18 protein-coding genes are annotated in these 18,085 nt (G+C 44.7%); 7 read left to right on the top strand and 11 right to left on the bottom strand.

Going from position 1 to position 18,085, the window contains the following annotated elements:
- From H7U36_RS03805 to H7U36_RS03780, 6 genes are all read right to left on the bottom strand, one after another.
- The gene (locus H7U36_RS03805; RefSeq protein ID WP_205155730.1) at positions 1–741 is read right to left on the bottom strand and encodes a riboflavin kinase; all 741 of its coding nucleotides are present in this window, start codon (positions 739–741) and stop codon (positions 1–3) included.
- Between the two features lie 35 nt (positions 742–776).
- Entirely contained in the window at positions 777–1,421 is a 645-nt protein-coding gene (locus H7U36_RS03800; RefSeq protein WP_191493171.1) for an ECF transporter S component, read from the bottom strand.
- 131 nt (positions 1,422–1,552) lie between these two features.
- Positions 1,553–1,813, bottom strand: coding sequence for a hypothetical protein (locus H7U36_RS03795; RefSeq protein WP_191493170.1), 261 nt, complete (start codon positions 1,811–1,813; stop codon positions 1,553–1,555).
- A 14-nt stretch (positions 1,814–1,827) separates the two neighbouring features.
- Positions 1,828–2,406: a hypothetical protein gene (locus H7U36_RS03790; protein WP_191493169.1), complete on the bottom strand. Its 579-nt coding sequence runs from the start codon at positions 2,404–2,406 to the stop codon at positions 1,828–1,830.
- Positions 2,399–3,001 carry a DNA-3-methyladenine glycosylase I gene (locus H7U36_RS03785; protein ID WP_033126912.1) on the bottom strand — a complete coding sequence of 201 codons (603 nt, stop codon included), beginning with the start codon at positions 2,999–3,001 and terminating at the stop codon, positions 2,399–2,401. The genes H7U36_RS03790 and H7U36_RS03785 overlap by 8 nt, the downstream gene beginning before the upstream one ends.
- A gap of 23 nt (positions 3,002–3,024) precedes the next feature.
- Positions 3,025–3,663 carry a hypothetical protein gene (locus H7U36_RS03780; RefSeq protein ID WP_191493168.1) on the bottom strand — a complete coding sequence of 213 codons (639 nt, stop codon included), beginning with the start codon at positions 3,661–3,663 and terminating at the stop codon, positions 3,025–3,027.
- Positions 3,664–3,854: 191 nt separating this feature from the next.
- Here H7U36_RS03780 and H7U36_RS03775 point away from each other — a divergent pair, with 191 nt between their 5' ends.
- From H7U36_RS03775 to H7U36_RS03760, 5 genes are all read left to right on the top strand, one after another.
- Complete coding sequence (locus H7U36_RS03775) at positions 3,855–4,526, top strand: response regulator transcription factor (protein WP_191493167.1); 672 nt, start codon at positions 3,855–3,857, stop codon at positions 4,524–4,526.
- Positions 4,510–5,889: a sensor histidine kinase gene (locus H7U36_RS03770; protein ID WP_191493166.1), complete on the top strand. Its 1,380-nt coding sequence runs from the start codon at positions 4,510–4,512 to the stop codon at positions 5,887–5,889. The genes H7U36_RS03775 and H7U36_RS03770 overlap by 17 nt, the downstream gene beginning before the upstream one ends.
- 69 nt (positions 5,890–5,958) lie before the next feature.
- Positions 5,959–6,657, top strand: a complete 699-nt coding sequence (locus H7U36_RS15115; RefSeq protein ID WP_243426688.1) for a hypothetical protein — start codon at positions 5,959–5,961, stop codon at positions 6,655–6,657.
- Positions 6,654–7,304 (top strand): ABC transporter permease, encoded by a 651-nt coding sequence (locus H7U36_RS15110; RefSeq protein WP_243426687.1) that lies wholly within the window; start codon positions 6,654–6,656, stop codon positions 7,302–7,304. The genes H7U36_RS15115 and H7U36_RS15110 overlap by 4 nt, the downstream gene beginning before the upstream one ends.
- A gap of 12 nt (positions 7,305–7,316) precedes the next feature.
- Positions 7,317–8,621, top strand: coding sequence for an ABC transporter permease (locus tag H7U36_RS03760; protein ID WP_205155729.1), 1,305 nt, complete (start codon positions 7,317–7,319; stop codon positions 8,619–8,621).
- Positions 8,622–8,954: 333 nt separating this feature from the next.
- On the opposite strand, the gene H7U36_RS03755 is transcribed toward H7U36_RS03760, so the two are convergent.
- Both H7U36_RS03755 and H7U36_RS03750 read right to left on the bottom strand, forming a co-directional pair.
- Positions 8,955–9,464, bottom strand: coding sequence for a flavin reductase (locus H7U36_RS03755; RefSeq protein ID WP_191493201.1), 510 nt, complete (start codon positions 9,462–9,464; stop codon positions 8,955–8,957).
- 17 nt (positions 9,465–9,481) lie between these two features.
- Positions 9,482–10,255: an SDR family NAD(P)-dependent oxidoreductase gene (locus tag H7U36_RS03750; protein ID WP_191493163.1), complete on the bottom strand. Its 774-nt coding sequence runs from the start codon at positions 10,253–10,255 to the stop codon at positions 9,482–9,484.
- 107 nt (positions 10,256–10,362) lie between these two features.
- Here H7U36_RS03750 and H7U36_RS03745 point away from each other — a divergent pair, with 107 nt between their 5' ends.
- The gene (locus H7U36_RS03745) at positions 10,363–11,067 is read left to right on the top strand and encodes a FadR/GntR family transcriptional regulator (RefSeq protein ID WP_191493162.1); all 705 of its coding nucleotides are present in this window, start codon (positions 10,363–10,365) and stop codon (positions 11,065–11,067) included.
- 69 nt (positions 11,068–11,136) lie between these two features.
- Here H7U36_RS03745 and H7U36_RS03740 read toward each other — a convergent pair whose 3' ends face one another.
- The 3 genes from H7U36_RS03740 to leuS form a co-directional block, all read right to left on the bottom strand.
- Positions 11,137–12,468, bottom strand: a complete 1,332-nt coding sequence (locus H7U36_RS03740; protein WP_243426686.1) for a GntP family permease — start codon at positions 12,466–12,468, stop codon at positions 11,137–11,139.
- Positions 12,469–12,543: 75 nt separating this feature from the next.
- Positions 12,544–13,530 carry a ketol-acid reductoisomerase gene (ilvC, locus tag H7U36_RS03735; RefSeq protein ID WP_191493160.1) on the bottom strand — a complete coding sequence of 329 codons (987 nt, stop codon included), beginning with the start codon at positions 13,528–13,530 and terminating at the stop codon, positions 12,544–12,546.
- Between the two features lie 325 nt (positions 13,531–13,855).
- Positions 13,856–16,282: a leucine--tRNA ligase gene (leuS, locus tag H7U36_RS03730; protein ID WP_033127117.1), complete on the bottom strand. Its 2,427-nt coding sequence runs from the start codon at positions 16,280–16,282 to the stop codon at positions 13,856–13,858.
- 265 nt (positions 16,283–16,547) lie between these two features.
- On the opposite strand from leuS, the gene H7U36_RS03725 reads away from it, so the two are divergent.
- Positions 16,548–17,951: an alanine/glycine:cation symporter family protein gene (locus H7U36_RS03725; protein WP_033127118.1), complete on the top strand. Its 1,404-nt coding sequence runs from the start codon at positions 16,548–16,550 to the stop codon at positions 17,949–17,951.
- The last annotated feature ends 134 nt before the right edge of the window (positions 17,952–18,085 follow it).

Genomic DNA, 18,085 nt, shown 5'->3' with positions numbered 1-18,085 from the left:
TCAGCTCCCGCTGTATTTATAGCCAAAGCCTGTGATGGTTTTTATGGTTTCATGCCCGCAGGTAAAAGGCCTTAGCTTTTTCCGTATCTGATAGACGGTATTTTCCACTGCGTGGCAGGACTGATTGGAGGGCTCCTGCCACACAGTTTCGTATATGTTTTCTTTTGTAAAAGAGATGTCCGGATGGGACCAGAGAAGATACAGGACCGCAAATTCCTTTTCTGAGAGATAGATTTCCCGGTCTCCCAGCACTGCCTGGCGTATGGAGGCGTCCATCGTCAGCCTGCTGGCCAGGGGCACTTCCATCCCCCAGAGTCTTCGTATCTCCAGACAGTCCTTTTCTATCTGCGCAAGGAGCAGGGAGGCGCTGTCAAAGCTTCTGACATCCCGTATTTTTCTGTACAGGCGCAGAGTCGCCCTGCTGCCGAATATTTCTCTTTGAAAGTCCAGAATATGGATTTTGACGAGCACAGCCTTGTCGCTGTCCATGGTGGGGCAGGGGCCGATGTGTACGGCGCAGCAGTACCTCTCACTTTCTCTCCCTGGGTATTCCCCGCAGCCTTCCTCACTGTCCAGAAGGATTTTCCCCGCATACACGCCTGTCCCAGGCAGCTGTGTGCCCTGATCCGGCCGCAGATCCGCGGTGGGAATCCCCACAAGCCGCCCGATACCCCTCTTGTGTATGATTTCCCCTCTTATCTCACCTGACAGCAGCTCTTCCTCTGCCTTCTTCTCTGTCATTTTCATCCCTCACTGCTCCCTTCCGGGTATCTGTCTCACATCATTCCATTTAATACAAGGATCAGCATAACACAGGTAACGATCACCGCTGCCGCCAGCAGGAGGAGACCCCTGTGCCGTCCTCCGCCCCTCTGTTCCGCTCCCTCTATGCAGCCGCTCTTCCTGAGGGCAGTGACCACCGGCTTGTAGAGCAGAAAGGTAAATGCCGCGTTCAGGCCGCTTTTTAGCAGATTGAAGGGGAGAAAGGCCGGCAGGAGAAGCTGCGCCACCGCCTCCCGCGGGTAGCCCATGTAAATGGGAGTGACCAGGTAGTTCCAGAGCAGCATCACCGCTGTCATGGCCACGCAGGCCGCTCCCAGTGCAGCCAGCGCCCCCTTCAGGCTGCGGAATTTCCGGTAGATGACCGCTGCCATGCAGGCAAAGGCACAGGTGGACACGATGTTCATAACGCATCCTATAACCCCCGTATCGCTGACCGTCACCATCTCGATCACGGATACAATGACTGACACGGCGAAGGCGGTCAGCGGTCCCCAGATCAGCCCTCCCAGAGTAATCACAATATCTTTCGGATCATAGCTCAAAAAGAGCACAACCGGGATGCGCCCCAAAGCCATGACCACATAGGCAATGGCAGACAGCATGGCGGCTGCCGTGATTTTCTTTGTCCTGTCGTCCATACAGCTTTTACCTCCAGAGAAAATGAAGCACCCGGAAGGGATCTCCCCTCCCGGATGTTATAAAGCATACACTCCGGAGGCATCCGCGGCAAGACTACGGCCTGATTTCGGAAACAATTCGGAACTGCCGCCTAGTATGTATTGACCAAATACCTGGCCCTCTCCAGATCCTTTCTCAGAACAAAGATTTCATACTCATACATAAGATCAATCGAACTTCCCACGCTTCCAAAGCTTCCACGGGCCGTGCCATGGCCCATCCATCGGTTTCCGCTGCTCCTCGTCCTGTAGGTATAGGGAATTTTCTCCCTCTCCAGCACATCCCTCATCTCGTTAAAACGCTTCATGTCTCTTCCGATCCACAGGCTCTCCCTGTTAAAAATTGTGATCATAGTCCCCCTCCTCTTCAGGCCTGACAAAGTCCGGCCATTCGATATACATATACAATTTTCACAACACTCACAACAACCAGCCCAATCCCGCAGGCCAACATTGCGATCACTCCCGGTAAAAACAAAAGGGCACTGCAGACAGTACCTCCCGCAAATCCTGCCAGCATGCCCACATACCACTGACGCAGCCTGAGCCACTTTTCACTCAGTATCACATCTCTGTCGTGGACAAATTCAGCATGTCCCGCAAATTCCTGGTACTCTCCTGCTATATCCACAGCGGCTGATGCAATGACCACCAGAATGATAAGAGTGACCAACAGGCTGCCATCCAGAAAATAGGACACGGCAGAAGATAGGACTCCTACTACTGCCGACGCGGCTTTACAGAACCCCGCCATTCTGAAGTGAGCACTGAAATGTTCCATCTTAAGCAGGACGGCTCCATAAACCACTGTCGCCAGGATATTCACAAACCACAGCAGCGTGTAGAGCCTTCCGTCCCCTTCCCCATTAGAAATGGTCCTTGCAACAGTACATACGATTAGAAGCCAGAACAGACTCTGGTACCATTTTCCACTTATCTCACTCATTTTTTCTCTCTCCTCTCTCCTCCACATCCGCCAGCTTCAGCAGCTCCCCGTACCGAAAACAGTCTCTCTGATGGTCGTTTATTATGCCGCAGGCCTGCAGATGGGAGTACACAGTGACAGGTCCCATGTACTTCAGTCCCCGCTTTTTGAGGTCCCGACTGATCCTGTCGGAGAGCTCGTTGCTTGCCGGCAGCCCTTCTGTCTGATGGGAGGGATAAATGTAGGTCTTCCCCCCTGTAAAGCTCCACAGGTAGGCACTGAAGGATCCTGCCTCCTGATGGATCCTCTGAAAGCACCGGGCGTTGTGTATAACAGCCCGGATCTTCCTCTCTGATCGGATCATGCCCTCTGTCTGCAAAATCCGCTCCACATCCTCCTCGCCGTAGCCTGCCACCTTGTCAAAATCAAAGTCGTCAAAGCACTGCCGGAAAATCTCCCTCTTCTGTATCATCATGTTCCAGTTCAGGCCGCACTGCATGACCTCCATCATCAGGAACTCAAACTGTTTCCGGTCGTCATGGAGGGGCACGCCCCACTCCTCATCATGATACCGGATCATCTTCTCATTGCACATGCACCACTGACATTTCTCCAAGCTCTGTCCCTCCTCTCACCGCCCTATCTTGTGTAGTAAAACATATTGCCGTCATACTTTTCATCCAGCGTCTGGCGGCTTGTGAACACGCACTGCACCCCCTCTGCAAACGCGCCAAAGGGATCGTGCCGCTCTGCGATGGCATCCAGCTTTCTTCTGATACTGCCGCACACGCCGTCGTCCTGGTGACGGTTCTTTTGCTCATCCGTCTCAAAAAAGACATGCACCCTGTCAAAAAGAATTTCCACCCGCCAAATATCCGGGGCCTCTATGCTCCTGATCTCCCCGGCGCACCTTTGGAGCGCCCTTTTTTGTATCTCGTCCCTGAGCGTGTCGCAGGTCACAAGGAAGTCCCCGGGTCTTTGGTAAGTGGGATGCATATTATGCCTGACACACAAAGCGGCAAATTTCTCCGCTGTGCGTCTCTGCTTCCGCTCATCTGGGTTTGCCCCCTTTTTCATCTTCCCGACGCAGTCCCTGTCCCACAGAAGCAGGCGCAGTCGGGGCCGCCCCGCGTTAGTCCGTTCGCAGAAATAATCGTAGACCCGCAGGCCGTAGGTTTCCTCAAACCATTGCTCCAGCTCTGTAAAAAGAGGGCCTTTCTCCTCCCTGCCGTCCAGGATCGCTATCGCATGGCTGTACTCTTCTTCTCTTAATAGCATACCGTCACCCTCTGTTCTGTTTTTTTCTGTTATTCCGCTTCGTTTTTTTCATTATAATACATATGGCGGGCTTTTTCTCCCTTGCATAGCAAAAATCTTATATTCTATTAAAATGAACTTTTTATGTTTCTAAATCAAATCTAAATAAATGTATGTTAAAATTGGAATATTCTTTTTTAGGTGGTGCTTACATGAAAGAACAGATACTGATTATTGAAGATGAAAAAGCGATACAGAATGTTTTATATGATTTGTTGACGGACGCTGGATATGAAGTATCCTTAGCCAGTGATGGCTTAGAGGGGCTTTCGCTTTTTCAGTCACAGCCATTTGCTCTTATTCTCTTAGATATTATGATGCCGAAAATTGACGGGTACGCTGTATGTGAGCTTATACGCAAAGAGTCTGATATCCCCATTATGATGCTTACCGCAATGGATGAAGAGGAAGCACAAATAAGAGCATTTGAACTACAGGTAGATGATTATATTACAAAACCTTTTTCTCTAAAACTTGTATTGATGCGAATAGAGGCTGTTCTCAGACGCATAAAAGAAAAAACAGGAAATCAGAAAATATTGACTTCTCATGGGATTGAACTAAATGTAGACAGCTATGAAGTGTGTAAAAATGGTATCCCTGTCAAATTAACACAACTGGAATTCGAGTTGTTATTGACTTTTCTGAAACACAAAAATCAAGTCCTTACACGGGATAATCTTATTTCACAGGTGTGGGGATATGATTTTGCGGGTGATGAAAAAGCAGTAAACATTCATATTATGAATTTGCGACGTAAATTAGATGTTGACTGTATTCAAACGATACGAGGGGTGGGCTATAAGTTTGAAAGCGAAAATTAAAAGCAGTTTAAGCATAAAAGTATTTTTATTAATCGCCGGGTCTTTACTCTTTTGTAGTTTTCTTATTTACGGAAGTATTATGTTGTTTCTTCCTAAAAGTTATGTTGCTGTTTCATCAGAGCAGACTAATATGGAAATAGATAGATTGGTAGAAACACTGTCTGAAACAAAATTAGAAAATGCGGAAAATATACTTGAAAGGTTTTGCGAAAATAATCATGCTACAATCATATTTCAATATAATGGCGAAAAACATCAGTATGGTAATCCTTCAAATTTATCTTCAAATAGTTCAGAAATGATGTCTTTTGCTCAGGAAATTAAATTTGCAGATACCGTTGAAACTTACGTAATAAATATTGTTGTACCTATTTCTTCTAACCATGAACTTAATAACGCATTGTTGAAACTATTGCCATTTCTTTTGATAATCATATTTGTTGTTTCATTTTTGGGAGCATGGTTCTGTAGTCGGCTGATTGCAAAGCCGATCATAGAAATCAGTCAAGTATCCAAACGAATGGCAAAGCTGGATATGACATGGAAATGTACGATTACCCGTTCTGATGAAATCGGGATACTGGCAGATAGTTTAAATACAATGTCAACAGAATTGTCTGATACTATGAATGCTCTTGAAACTGCCAATGAACAGTTGAAGTTGGAGATGGAACACATTGAAGAACTGAATAAACAGCGTCAGCATTTTTTCGCTACGGCTTCGCATGAATTAAAAACACCGATCACCATTATTAAAGGGCAGGTAGAAGGTATGATTATGGAAATCGGGCGTTATAAAGATACGAGAAAAATCCTGCCAGAGACATTACGTGAGATTGAAAATATGGAAAATCTCGTAAAAGAAATTTTGTCTATTTCAAAATTAGAGCTGGGAGAAATAGATAACCTGTCAGCTTTGCCCGTGACAGATATTGTAAAACGTGTCTGCGAACATTTGAAGCCATTAGCTGACGAAAAAAATATTACAATTTATCCGAGGTTAACAGATGATGTGCAGGTTATCGGAAATCAGTCCCTCTTTGAAAAAGCATTGCATAACATTATCAATAATGCAATCCGCCATTCACCTGTTGAAACAAATGTATATGTTACTCTTACAGATAAGGAATTGCTTGTTAAAAACGAGGGAATTACAATTCCGCAGGAAGATTTGAATAAAATATTTACACCATTTTATCGTGTCGAAAAGTCCCATAATAAATTAACCGGTGGCAGTGGATTAGGGCTTTATCTAGTTAAGAATATTTTAGAAAAACACGGTCTTTTATATACGATAAATAATGATGAAAATGGAGTCTGCTTTAAAATCACAATAAATTCTCAAAATCTAAATCAAAATTAAATTGAAATTAAATCAAAACGAAACCGTCCTTTTTTATGATAGAAACAGAAAAGAAAGGACGGTGTTTTTATGCATATTGGAAAGCGGGTTTTCCTATATTTAACTCGCAAAAAGGGGAAAAACCTTATCCTATGTGGGATTTTTTTCCTTATTTCATTTTCAGTGTTAGCTGGAATTTCGGTGTTTGCAGGTGCTTCACAGATTTCTAAAGACCTGCGTTCTAATATTGGAGCTTCTTTTGATATCCGACCTTATGAACAATTTGTGACAGAAAACGGTCAAGCTTCCAGTAATGGAACACCTGTCATTTATGAAAGTGCTATTCGACAAATATTAGATGTGATTGGTACGGAACTGAAAACGTACAACACCGAGCACCAGGGCTTTGCAAAAGGACAAAATCTTTCATTTATTGCCGGAATGGGACATAGTGAAGACAGTAACATGGGAGAAGTGATTGCGGTGAGAGACTCCAGCTTAACAAAAACTTTTTTTAACGAAGAATGCAGGCTGATAGAGGGAAGTCATATTAAGCCGGAAGATAAAAATAAGGTTCTCATTAGTAAAGAGCTTGCAAGAGAAAATCTGTTATCTGTCGGAGATACGCTAAGGCTCACCCATGCGGAATTAGGAAGCGAAAATGGAAATTACATTGATCTGATTAAGGAAAAGACTGCGTTTGCTACTGTGGAAATCAAAGGGATTTTTGAAATTAAAAACATGACTGACAGCGGATTAAATCCAACTGCAAAAAAGCAGAAAATATGATTTTCTCCGACAGACAACTACTTTTTGATTTGAGAGAGCAGAAACAGGATGTTTATGAGGGAGAATTGTCATTTTTTATTTCTGACCCACTGTTTCTTAATGATATAACAGAGAAAGTCGAAAATTTAACTTCGATTGACTGGAATAATCATATTGTGCAAAAGAATGATTTCAAGTTTTCAAAGATTTCCGCACAGTTGCAGACAATACAGAATATAGTTACCTCTTTAATCGTAATAGTATCTGTTCTGGGAATTGTAATCTTAATGCTGATGATGACACTGAGGATAAGAGGGCGGATAAAAGAAGCGGGCATTTTGCTTTCCATAGGCAGAAGCAAAAAAGAGATTGTCGGGCAATTTGTGATAGAAGCTGTTTTTGTACTGCTCATGGGCTTTTTGTTAGCTGTTATTATTTTCATTCCCGTATCTTCTATGCTAAACACACACTTGTTTGCTGCAGTCATGCAGGAAACCATAAAGGATATTCAACTGACAACAAGGAATACCAATTATCTACAGCTTGATTTTTATAAAACGATATTGTTATTGGGGACGGAAACTGGCATGACGGCATTAACAGTGATTGTGTCAAGTGCAATGGTGCTTTCTCTAAAACCAAAAGAAATATTGACGAAAATGAGTTAGGAGGATTTTTAGATGAATTTTTTTAAACGAGCCATGAAATATTGCTTTAGACAGCGACTTCGCAGTTTATTGCTTTTCTTAACTTTTACTTTACTGTCGACAACAGTATTAATAGCGATTTCCAGCAAGGAAGCGGTTCAGCAGGGAACAAAGCAGATAAAAGAAACGGTTGGGGCTTCTGTTCGTATAGAAATTGATACAAATGACATGAATAACTATGGTTCTGCTGAAGATTATGGTAATGGGGCTTCTGGCTATACCTATAACGGGGATTTTATTACACAAAAAATAGTTGATAAAATCGCTGGTCTTGGTAAGGTTATCGGATATAATGCAAAAAGCTCCGAGGGATTTTGGGGAATACCTCAAAGTTTTGAACCTTTACCCGGTATGATAAATGCTTCGGGACTGGCAACACCGTATCAGTCTTTACTTGACTCGTCCTTAGATACTAAATTTTTGAATGGGACTTATAAATTAGAGGAAGGTCGGCATATAAAACCAGATGACAAATACGTTGCTCTGATTTCAAAAGAACTGGCGGACAAAAATAATCTTGCCGTTGATGATAAAATTACATTTCAAAATGGGATTGATGAAGCTGGAACCTCTACGTTTACTATCGTAGGAATTTTCAGCGGAACGGAAGGATTGACACATTCGGCAATAACACCAGATGGTATTCCTGCTAATCTTGGATATATTGATGTGAATAGCCTAAAAGAAATTTACGAATTACAGGGCTATGATTATCTTGATGTTTATACACATACTCCGGAAGAAGCAAAAGAGCTGATGGAAACAATTAAAAATCTTCCGGAAGTAAAGGGAAAAACATTTGTATTCAATGTTAACACAGAAGATTTTGATTTAGTATCAACGCCACTTTCCTCTTTTGGAAGCATGATTGATGCAGCAGTATTATTGATTACGGTTATCGGAAGTTTAGTCATTATTCTGCTTCTGGTGCTTTGGACAAGAGGTCGCAAAAAGGAAATCGGTATTCTGCTTGCGATCGGACGAAGCAAAGTAGAAATCATAGGACAATTATTATCTGAAAACATCTTAATAGGGTTGCTTTCTATGGGTGCAACAGCTTGTTTATCAAATATTCTGACGGATAAAATTGGCAGATACATCATTGGTAAGGCAGGAGAAAGTGTAACAGATATAACCGTATCTATCGCAACTCCTGATATGGTAAGAGTATATGGCATTGGTCTTTTGCTTGTTTGTTTTGCAGTATTCGTTGCTTCTTATACTGTAATTCGATTAAAACCAAAAGATATTTTAACAAAAATGGATTACTCATTCTAATGAAATCGCAAAAAGGGCAGATGTCGTATTTCATTTGAAAAGAACAGATTTACGAAAAAGTACATGGATATGACAATCCACGATACATTATCACTGTCTGGGGCGTGGAATTTAAATTCAGCAAAGAAGAAAAACCGTAGCTATATTTCACAATACAATGTGATCTGCGCGCTACGGTTTTACCTATTAAACTAATTGCTTACTTCCTTTTCCCTACGCATGGCTGATTTTGCGTTCAAAAAGAGCTGTTGAGTGAAGCATTGCTGGAGCTTTATAAAAAAGCGAGCACCTTTTTCGCATAAATAAGGTGCCGCTTTTCTAATGCCCAAAAATTTATTGCTCTGCCTTAAGAACCTTTACAATCTCCAGCATATACATTTGATGATAATCCTTTTGCGGATAACACCTCTCATCATTTGTTCTCTCAAGAAACAACTGCGGGTCTATCCACTGTGCATACTGTTTTTTCCCTATTAATATAAGTTCTGCTTCTGCCACCGCTGTAGTTCTATCAATGTAATATGGATGCAGACCAGAGGCTTTCCACTTATCCACATTTTTTCCGGACAACGTACCACATATCTTTAATGCGGTTTTGTATTGTTCTGGCAAAAATGACAGCGTAATCAAATCTTCCTGATCTACAAATTTCTTTGTGTATCTCTGCGGACGTATAAAAATCTCCGCAATATTTTTTCTCCACAATACACCAAACAATCCCCACGATGCTGTCATTGTATTATTTCCACTTTCATCTCCCGCGGTTATCAACATCCAGTCTCCTGACATTTTCTGAAACGGCTGAAACGATAGCTCATTGATCGAAATTTCCTTAAACACTATTTTCCCTCCTGTTATGTTCAAACACAAGTGTATCCCCCATCTATGCATATCATCTGCCCTGTTGTATATTGAGATGCATCGGAAGCAAAATATACAACAATCCCTGCCAGATCCGTCATTGGGTTTCCAAACCTCCCCACTGGTATGTGTTCTAAAAGCTTTCTGCTAATCTTTTTGTCTTCAAAAAGAACTTTTGTCATCTCCGTCTCAAAAAAGCCCGGAGCAATGGAATTCACAGTAATTCCATACGCAGCCCACTCTACAGCCAACGCCTTTGTCATCTGCATGACTGCTCCTTTTGCCGCTACATAGGAAACGATATCCGGCCGTGCTATAATTTTTGCGTTTATAGAAGCTATATTAATTATCCGCCCTTTGACATTGTTCTCTACCATTGCCTTTGCCGCAGTCTGGCATGTAAAAAAAGGACCCTTAAGCTGAACATTCTGTACTTCGTCCCAGTCCTGCTCCGTATAGTCCATAGACGGTTTTCTGATATTTATTCCTGCACTGTTGACCAGAATATCTATCCCTCCAAGCTTATCTTCTGCTTTACAGATAATCTGCCTGGCTCCTGCACAGGTAGAGATATCACCAACAATTCCATACACTGTCTTTTCTGTTTCGTTCTGAAGCTTTTTGGACTGTTCTTCACATTCTTGCTCATTCCGGGATGCTATAACAACAACAGCTCCCGCTTGTGACAGAGCTTTTGCCATTTCTTTTCCCAATCCTTTTGTTCCTCCTATAACAACAGCTTTTTTCCCTTGTAAAGAAAAAATATCTCTCATTCTATTCACTTCCTTTCCAAAATATTTTCATTTATCTTTTTCGAAAACCCAATAGAATTGACAGGCTATTTATGTTAAAATAGTGATAAATATGAGGAGGTTACATTATGAAAAGCTCAAATGACTCCTGGCTGTCGCCAGTTCCCAAAAAAAACCTGAGTCGGATGGTTACTGATAAAATTACAGAAGCACTGGCTAACGGCCAGATCAAACCTGGTGAATATCTTCCATCTGAAACTCAGCTTTCTGAAAGTCTCAATGTCGGGAAATCCAGCGTAAGAGAGGCCACAAAAATGCTGGAGGCAGTCGGCGTTGTTGAAGTTGTCAAGGGACATGGTTGCAGAGTGCGCACTTCAATAGATTCCCATGCCCTCAATCCTCTCGCCTATCAGCTCATACTGCAAAATAACAGCAACCACGAGAAACTTGTAGAATTTCGTCGCATTATAGAAGATGCGGCCAGCTGTCTTGCTGTGAGCACAATCTCTGATAAAGAAATTGAAACTTTAAAAGAGCTTCATACACAAATGCTTGAAAACATAGAGAATAATATCAGTAATCTGGATCTGGATGTCCAATTTCATGAATTTATATATGCAGCAACACAAAATCCGTTTTTTGCCTGTGTCGGGAGCGCAATTATGACTCTTTTCAAACCCTCTATGAAGGTTTCAAATGAGGTTTATCCCCATATTGTAATTGAAAATCATTCACGGATTTTAACAGCATTTGAGACAAGGAGCAGCGAGGCCATGCATGAGGCCATTTTACATTCCATCCGAAAATGGGACACTCTGGCTCTTAACCCATAAGTCTGTGGACCGACATCTGACATAATGTCGGTCCATACGTAGAGCAAAATAAAGTTTATACCATAATTCTTATATGGAGCTGATAAGTGCCGCTATTATACATACGATCATAGTAAATACTGCTATAAATGCTCCGGCCAATGTGTAGGACTTTAAGCCTCCTTTTACAGTATAACCAGACATATTGGTCACTACCCAAAAACCACTGTCATTTACATGTCCAATACTAATTCCACCGGCAAGACACGCTAACGCAATAAACACCGGATGTAAGGTTGTCATACCTGCAAAGCCTGCCATAATATTCATTGTTGTAATTGATGCAACGGTCCCGGATCCAAGAGCCACTCTGAATACTACCGCTATTCCAAATGCGAACAAAACAAGGACAAGCGGTGAAGATCCAATATTCCCAAAGCTTTCAGCTATTATATCTGCAAAACCTGTAGCACTGATCACTGCCCCAAAAGAACCGCCTGCGCCTGTAATAAGGAGAACAATTCCTGAGTCTGCCACCGCTTTATTTGCCACATCTTCCAGCCGTTTCCCTATAGATTTAATAGAAATAAGATAAGCTGCCAGAGTTCCGAGAAGCATAGCTATCGTCTTATCGCTTACAAATGAAAGGACAGGAGACTCTATTCCCATAGCGGAACCTACTGTACTTAAGAGTATACATACTACAGGAAGTAAAAGCGGTATAAGTGCCATTCCAAAGCTAGGTGCTCCTTCCGGGATAGGTGAAGGTTCTCCTAATTCAAGAATACCTGTCTCATCTGTCTGTTTATTCCAAAAACCTTTATCCAACAGCTTAAAGTAGATAAATGTACCCAAAAGATAGGCAAACAGGCATACCAGTGCGCCTACTCCAATCATAATACCCAGATCAAACCCAAAAATCGAAGCTGCCGCAAGAGGGTTTGGTGTCGGTGGTACAAGTGTATGTGCCCCTGCCGCTCCAATGGTAACCGCTCCAATTGCGTATGGCAAAGGTTTCTTTAACGTCTTGCTAACTTCAATGGCCAGAGGAACCAAAATGATAAATGTAATATCGAAGAACACTGGAATTGCAAGCAGAAATGCTGCAAATCCCAAAGCATACAGCGCATACTTTTCTCCCGCTTTTCCTACCAAAGTCTCGGCGATTACGCGAGCTCCGCCGTTTTCTTCTAGGAGCTTTCCCAAGATGACGCCAAGACCTATCGGAAGACCAATGCTTGCCAGAAGATCTCCAAAACCAGTCCCTATTGTTGTTATAGTCTCAACCAGTCCCAGGCCACATCCAAATCCCATAACCAAACTTCCAAAAATAAGTCCAATCACAGGGCTTAATTTTAATTTCATAATAGAAATCAAAATTACAATAATCGATACCACAAGCCATATTGTTACCTGTGTCATACTAGACATCCTTATTCCTCCTTTCCTTTATATACCGGCGGTACGAATACCGCCGGATATATAGTGATACGCCAGTTATTTGATTTTTTCAAAAAGTCTCTCTTCCGCTTTTGTAAGTTCATTGTCAAGCGCCTTCTGACTCAGAGACTTTAAGGTTGACAGATGATTTTCCTTCTGCTCTTTATCCCACTCTTCCGCAAAAATGCCATTGCGGATCCTGTCGTATCTGTCACGTAGGAACTCCCTAATCTGTGTCGGATCGAATGTTTCATAGCTCGTCAGCTGTCCGTATTGGCTGGTATGAGAATGAAATGGTAATTGCTTAAACATTCCCATTTCAGCTGCCTTTTCCATCATAAACATAGGCTCTTTTGAAACGTACTCTTCCATTAGCACAGCTTCCTCCGGATGTCCCATTTCCACTTCAAGCCTAAATGCTTCTGTAAATACATGATAGATAATGGGCCAGATTCCTTGCTCTGTCATCAAATCCAGACATGTCTCATCATCAAAGCGAACTTCAATAGCTCCCTTTTTGGTTGAACCGATCGCCTTACACAGTGCCTTTCCATATTCCAAAGCATTCCCCGATGCATCCTGTGCTACTCCCACAAATGCCGGGAAACCTTCTCCTCTCAGGTACATCTCCCTAACACCTTCTCCAATCATTCTGGGCGCAGCCATCACGACATCCACGAATTCAGGTGGAACAATTTTCTTAAAAGTAATATTGTAAGCCGATGCAAAGTTAATAATATTTCCTTTCTCAAGTCCGGGCTCAATCTGTTCTTTGAAAATCTCCGGCGCAAATTCATCTGGCAAAAGCATAAAGATGATATCTGCTTTCTTACAAGCCTCTGCAATCGGAAAAACTTCAAATCCATCTTTCTCAGCCTGCTCATATGATCCATCCGGTCTGCTACCTACAATAATCTTCTGTACACCTGAGTCCTTCATATTAAGAGCCTGCGCACGCCCCTGATTTCCATACCCGACAATTGCAACCACTTTGTCTGTTACCAGACCTAAATCCGCATCTCCATCATAATAAATCTTTGCCATTTTATTTCCTCCTTTTGTTCATCTGACATCTGATGTCTTACGTCTGATGTAATATTACATCCGTTGTGCTATTTTGTCAATAATCTTTTTTATATATATTTATTTTTAGTGATTTTCAACAATTTCAAATTGGTGTTTTTGTAAATTAATTTTTACAGAATGCTATTGTCAGATTTTTTACTCTAGTAAAAAAAGACTGATCAAGATTTGATTTCTAATTATACTTATAAAAAAGCTGCCACTGTGCTCTTTTAAAAACACAGTGGCAACTTATAATGACTACATCTTTTCGAAATGATAACAATAAAATATACTGCTTTTTCTATTATTTCTGCACAATATTGATAATCCTTCCCGGCACATAGATTTCCTTCACAATATTGCCGGTCAGCTTATCCTTTACAGCTTCCTTGCCTTTCGCGATGGCATCCTCCTTGGATATGTCCGCCGGAAGAGCTACCACTGCCCTTGTCTTTCCGTTGACCTGGACAGCGATCTCCACCTCGTCGTCCTTCATGGCATCCTCATCGTAGGACGGCCATCCTGCGTGGAAGACAGTCTCTGTGTGGCCCAGCTCCTCCCACATCTCCTCTGCCATGTGAGGAGCGAAGGGCGCCAGGAGAACAGCCATTGTCTCCATGGTCTCCCTGTCCACGCCGCCCTCTTTCTTGGCGATGGCGGCCAGGCTGTTGGTGTGCTCCATGAACGCGGAGATGACCGTGTTCAGGCTGAAGTTCTCCAGACGCGTTGTCACGTCGTAGACCAGCTTGTGACGCTCCTTGAGCATCTCCTTTGTGGCCTTGATATCCTTGTCCTTGCTGTCCTGCAGCAGGTTCCAGACTTTCTTGAGGAAACGGTACACACCGTCAATTCCCCTGTCGTCCCACTCTGCGTCCAGCTCCGGAGGTCCCACGAAGAGCTCGTACATGCGCAGGGAGTCGCAGCCGTAATCGCGAACAAGGTCGTCCGGGGACACCACATTCCCCTTGGACTTGCTCATCTTGATACCGTTCTTTCCTGTGATCATGCCCTGGTTGAACAGCTTGGTAAAGGGCTCGTCAAAGTCGATCACGCCGATGTCGCAGAGGAACTTTGTATAAAATCTGGAGTACAGGAGGTGAAGCACCGCGTGCTCCACACCGCCGATGTACATGTCCACCGGCAGGAGGGCGTCTGCCTTCTCCCTGGAAACCAGCTCCTTGTCATTGTGGTTGTCCACGTAGCGGAGAAAATACCAGGAGGATCCAGCCCACTGGGGCATAGTGTTTGTCTCTCTCTTGGCCGGCTTTCCGCAGACCGGACACTTGCAGTTTACCCACTCGTCGATGGCAGCCAGCGGTGACTCGCCGGTTCCTGTGGGCTCATAGGACTCCACATCCGGCAGCCGCAGCGGAAGCTCCTCCTCCGGAACGGGCACGGCGCCGCAGTCCGGGCAGTGCACGATGGGGATGGGCTCACCCCAGTAGCGCTGGCGGGAGAATACCCAGTCGCGCAGCTTGTAGTTGACAGTAGCGCGGCCAATTCCCTTCTCTTCTATAATGTGTGGGCCTTCCTTCTTCAGCACGGAGGACTCCATGCCGTTCCACTCGCCGGAGTTGATCATGACTCCGGACGCCTCTGTGTAGGCCTCTGTCATATTCTCGATCTCTTTCCCGTCCTTGGAGATAACCTGGATGATGGGAATGTCAAATTTCTTTGCGAACTCAAAGTCACGGTCATCGTGGGCAGGCACGCACATGATGGCTCCTGTACCATAGTCAGCCAGCACATAGTCGGAGAGCCAGATCGGCACCTTGGCGCCGTTCAGCGGGTTGATGGCGTATGTCCCTGTGAACACACCTGTCTTCTCCTTGTCCTGCATACGGTCCACGTTGGACTTCATGGAAGCCTCGTAGATGTATTTGTCCACAGCCTCCTTGTTCTCCGGTGTGGCCAGGGAAGCCGCCAGGGCGTGCTCCGGAGCCAGCACCATGAAGGTAGCGCCGTACAGAGTGTCGGGGCGAGTAGTGTAGACCGTGATCTTCTCCTCTCTTCCCTCCACCGGGAAATCCACCTCTGCTCCGTAGGACTTTCCGATCCAGTCTGTCTGCATCTTCTTAACCTTCTCCGGCCAGTCCAGCTTGTCCAGGTCGTTCAGAAGACGCTCCGCGTACTTTGTGATCCGCAGCATCCACTGGCGTAGATTTTTCTTTGTCACCTCTGTGCCGCAGCGCTCACATTTTCCGTTGACAACCTCCTCATTGGCAAGACCTGTCTTGCAGGAGGGACACCAGTTGATGGGGAACTCCTTCTCATAGGCGAGCCCCGCCTTGAACATCTTCACAAAGATCCACTGTGTCCACTTGTAGAACTCCGGATCTGTGGTGTTGACCTCCATATCCCAGTCATAGAGAGCCGCGATCTGGTTGATCTGCTCCTTGATGTGCTTGATGTTCTCAGCTGTGGATTTGGCCGGGTGTACGCCCATCTTGATGGCGTAGTTCTCAGCCGGAAGGCCGAAGGCGTCCCAGCCCATGGGATGGATGATATAGTAGCCCTGGAGAAGCTTGTATCTGCTCCACACATCGGAGATCACATACCCTCTCCAGTGTCCTACATGGAGCCCGTTTCCTGATGGGTACGGGAACATGTCCAGACAGTAATATTTCTCACGCTTGTTGCCGTTCTTATCTACCTTGGTATTCACCGGGTTCTTCTCCCAGTTTTCCCTCCACTTCTTCTCGATCGCCTTATGGTTATAAGGTACTGCCATTGTTCATTCCTCCTAAATACTTTGCGTAAATGTACACTATTTCTAATTTTACCATAGGAAGATTGTCTGTCAAGTTTTCACTTCGGATTTTGTGCATTTTATCGGGAAATTTTGCTGGACAAACCCCCTTTTTCTGAGATATGATATAGGAGTCTGCCACTCCCTTTTCAACATGGCTGAGGTCTTGGCTTTGAGGGCAGATATCCGACTTTATTTTCACCACACAGACACAAAAGATAAAAATATGAGAAAGAGAGGGGCAAACATGTTTGCACAGATTATCAACAGTTTAAGTGACCTGCTGTACACCTACATTCTGATCGTCCTTCTGGTTGGAACCGGCATCTATTTCACCATCCGGACACGGGGCGTACAGTTCCGCCTGCTGCGGGAAGCGATCCGGGTCGTCATGGAACCAAAGGACAGCGAGGACGGGCTCTCCTCCTTCCAGGCTCTGATGGTCTCCACGGCCTCCAGAGTAGGAACGGGAAATATTGCCGGCATCTCCACCGCCATCTGCATCGGCGGTCCGGGAGCTGTCTTCTGGATGTGGCTGACGGCTCTGCTGGGAAGCGCCTCAGCCTTCATTGAGAGCACTCTGGCACAGATCTATAAAAGGAAAGCCCAGGACGGTACCTGCTACGGAGGCCCCGCCTACTATATCCAGGCCGCGCTGAAAAAGCGCTGGTTGGGAGCCGTCTTTGCCGTATTCCTGATCCTCACCTACATGGTGGGCTTCAACATGGTGGCCTCCTTCAACATAACCGACTCCTTCAGGGCATACGGCTTTTTTAACGAGACGACTACTCCCTACGTCATCGGTGGCATACTGGCAGTCATCTTCTGTATCTGTATATTCGGCGGAAGCACGCAGATTTCAAAGATCACCGGTATACTTGTCCCTGTCATGGGTATCTTCTATCTGGCAGTAGCCCTCTTCATCGTTGTGACACACTTCAGCCTGATACCGAAGATGTTCGTGGATATTTTTACAAACGCCTTTGATTTCCAGGCCATCTTTGGCGGCTTTACAGGCTCCTGCATCATGCAGGGTATCAAGAGAGGACTTTTCTCCAATGAGGCCGGCGTCGGTTCCGCCCCTAATGCGGCCGCCAGCGCCTCCGTCTCCCACCCTGTCAAGCAGGGGCTTGTACAGATGCTCTCCGTATTTATCGACACCATCGTGATCTGCTCTGCAACCTCCTTCATGCTTCTCTGCTCCGGAGTTGCACCAAGCGATGCGCTGAAGGGAATGCCCTGGGTACAGACAGCGGCAGCGGAGACACTGGGAAGCTTTGGAACCACCTTCATCACAATCGCGCTGTTCCTCTTCGCATTCACCACACTCATCGGCAACTACTTTTATGCGGAGATGGGCCTCGGTTATCTGTGTGACAAAAAGCCGGGGAAAAAGCTGCTGACCGTTTTCCGCCTTTTTGCTACGGTCGTTGTATTTGGCGGCGCCCTCATGGAGTTCTCCGTCGCATGGGCCACAGCCGATGTTATCATGGGATTCCTGGCTCTCATCAACCTGCCTGTCATCATCATCCTTGGCAAGCCGGCCATCCGCTGCCTGAAGGATTACATGATGCAGAAAAAGGCGGGCAAAAACCCGGTCTTCAAGGCTGCTGACATCCAGCTTAGGGACAGGACAGATTTCTGGAACTAGGGGCTTCTCGAGGGTGTCCCAAAACTATGAATTTTTAAATTTATAGGAAAGGGGCATCCCTTTCTTTTATCAAAAGGCTCTTTCATATCTGAAAAACGGCACTGGTCCTTAGCCTTCCAGTGCCATTTTTGTGA

Source organism: Faecalicatena fissicatena, from assembly GCF_016900595.1.
Classification (GTDB): domain Bacteria; phylum Bacillota; class Clostridia; order Lachnospirales; family Lachnospiraceae; genus Claveliimonas; species Claveliimonas intestinigallinarum.
Note: the sequence above shows the minus strand (reverse complement) of the source record. Positions and strands in the feature narration are given on the sequence as shown.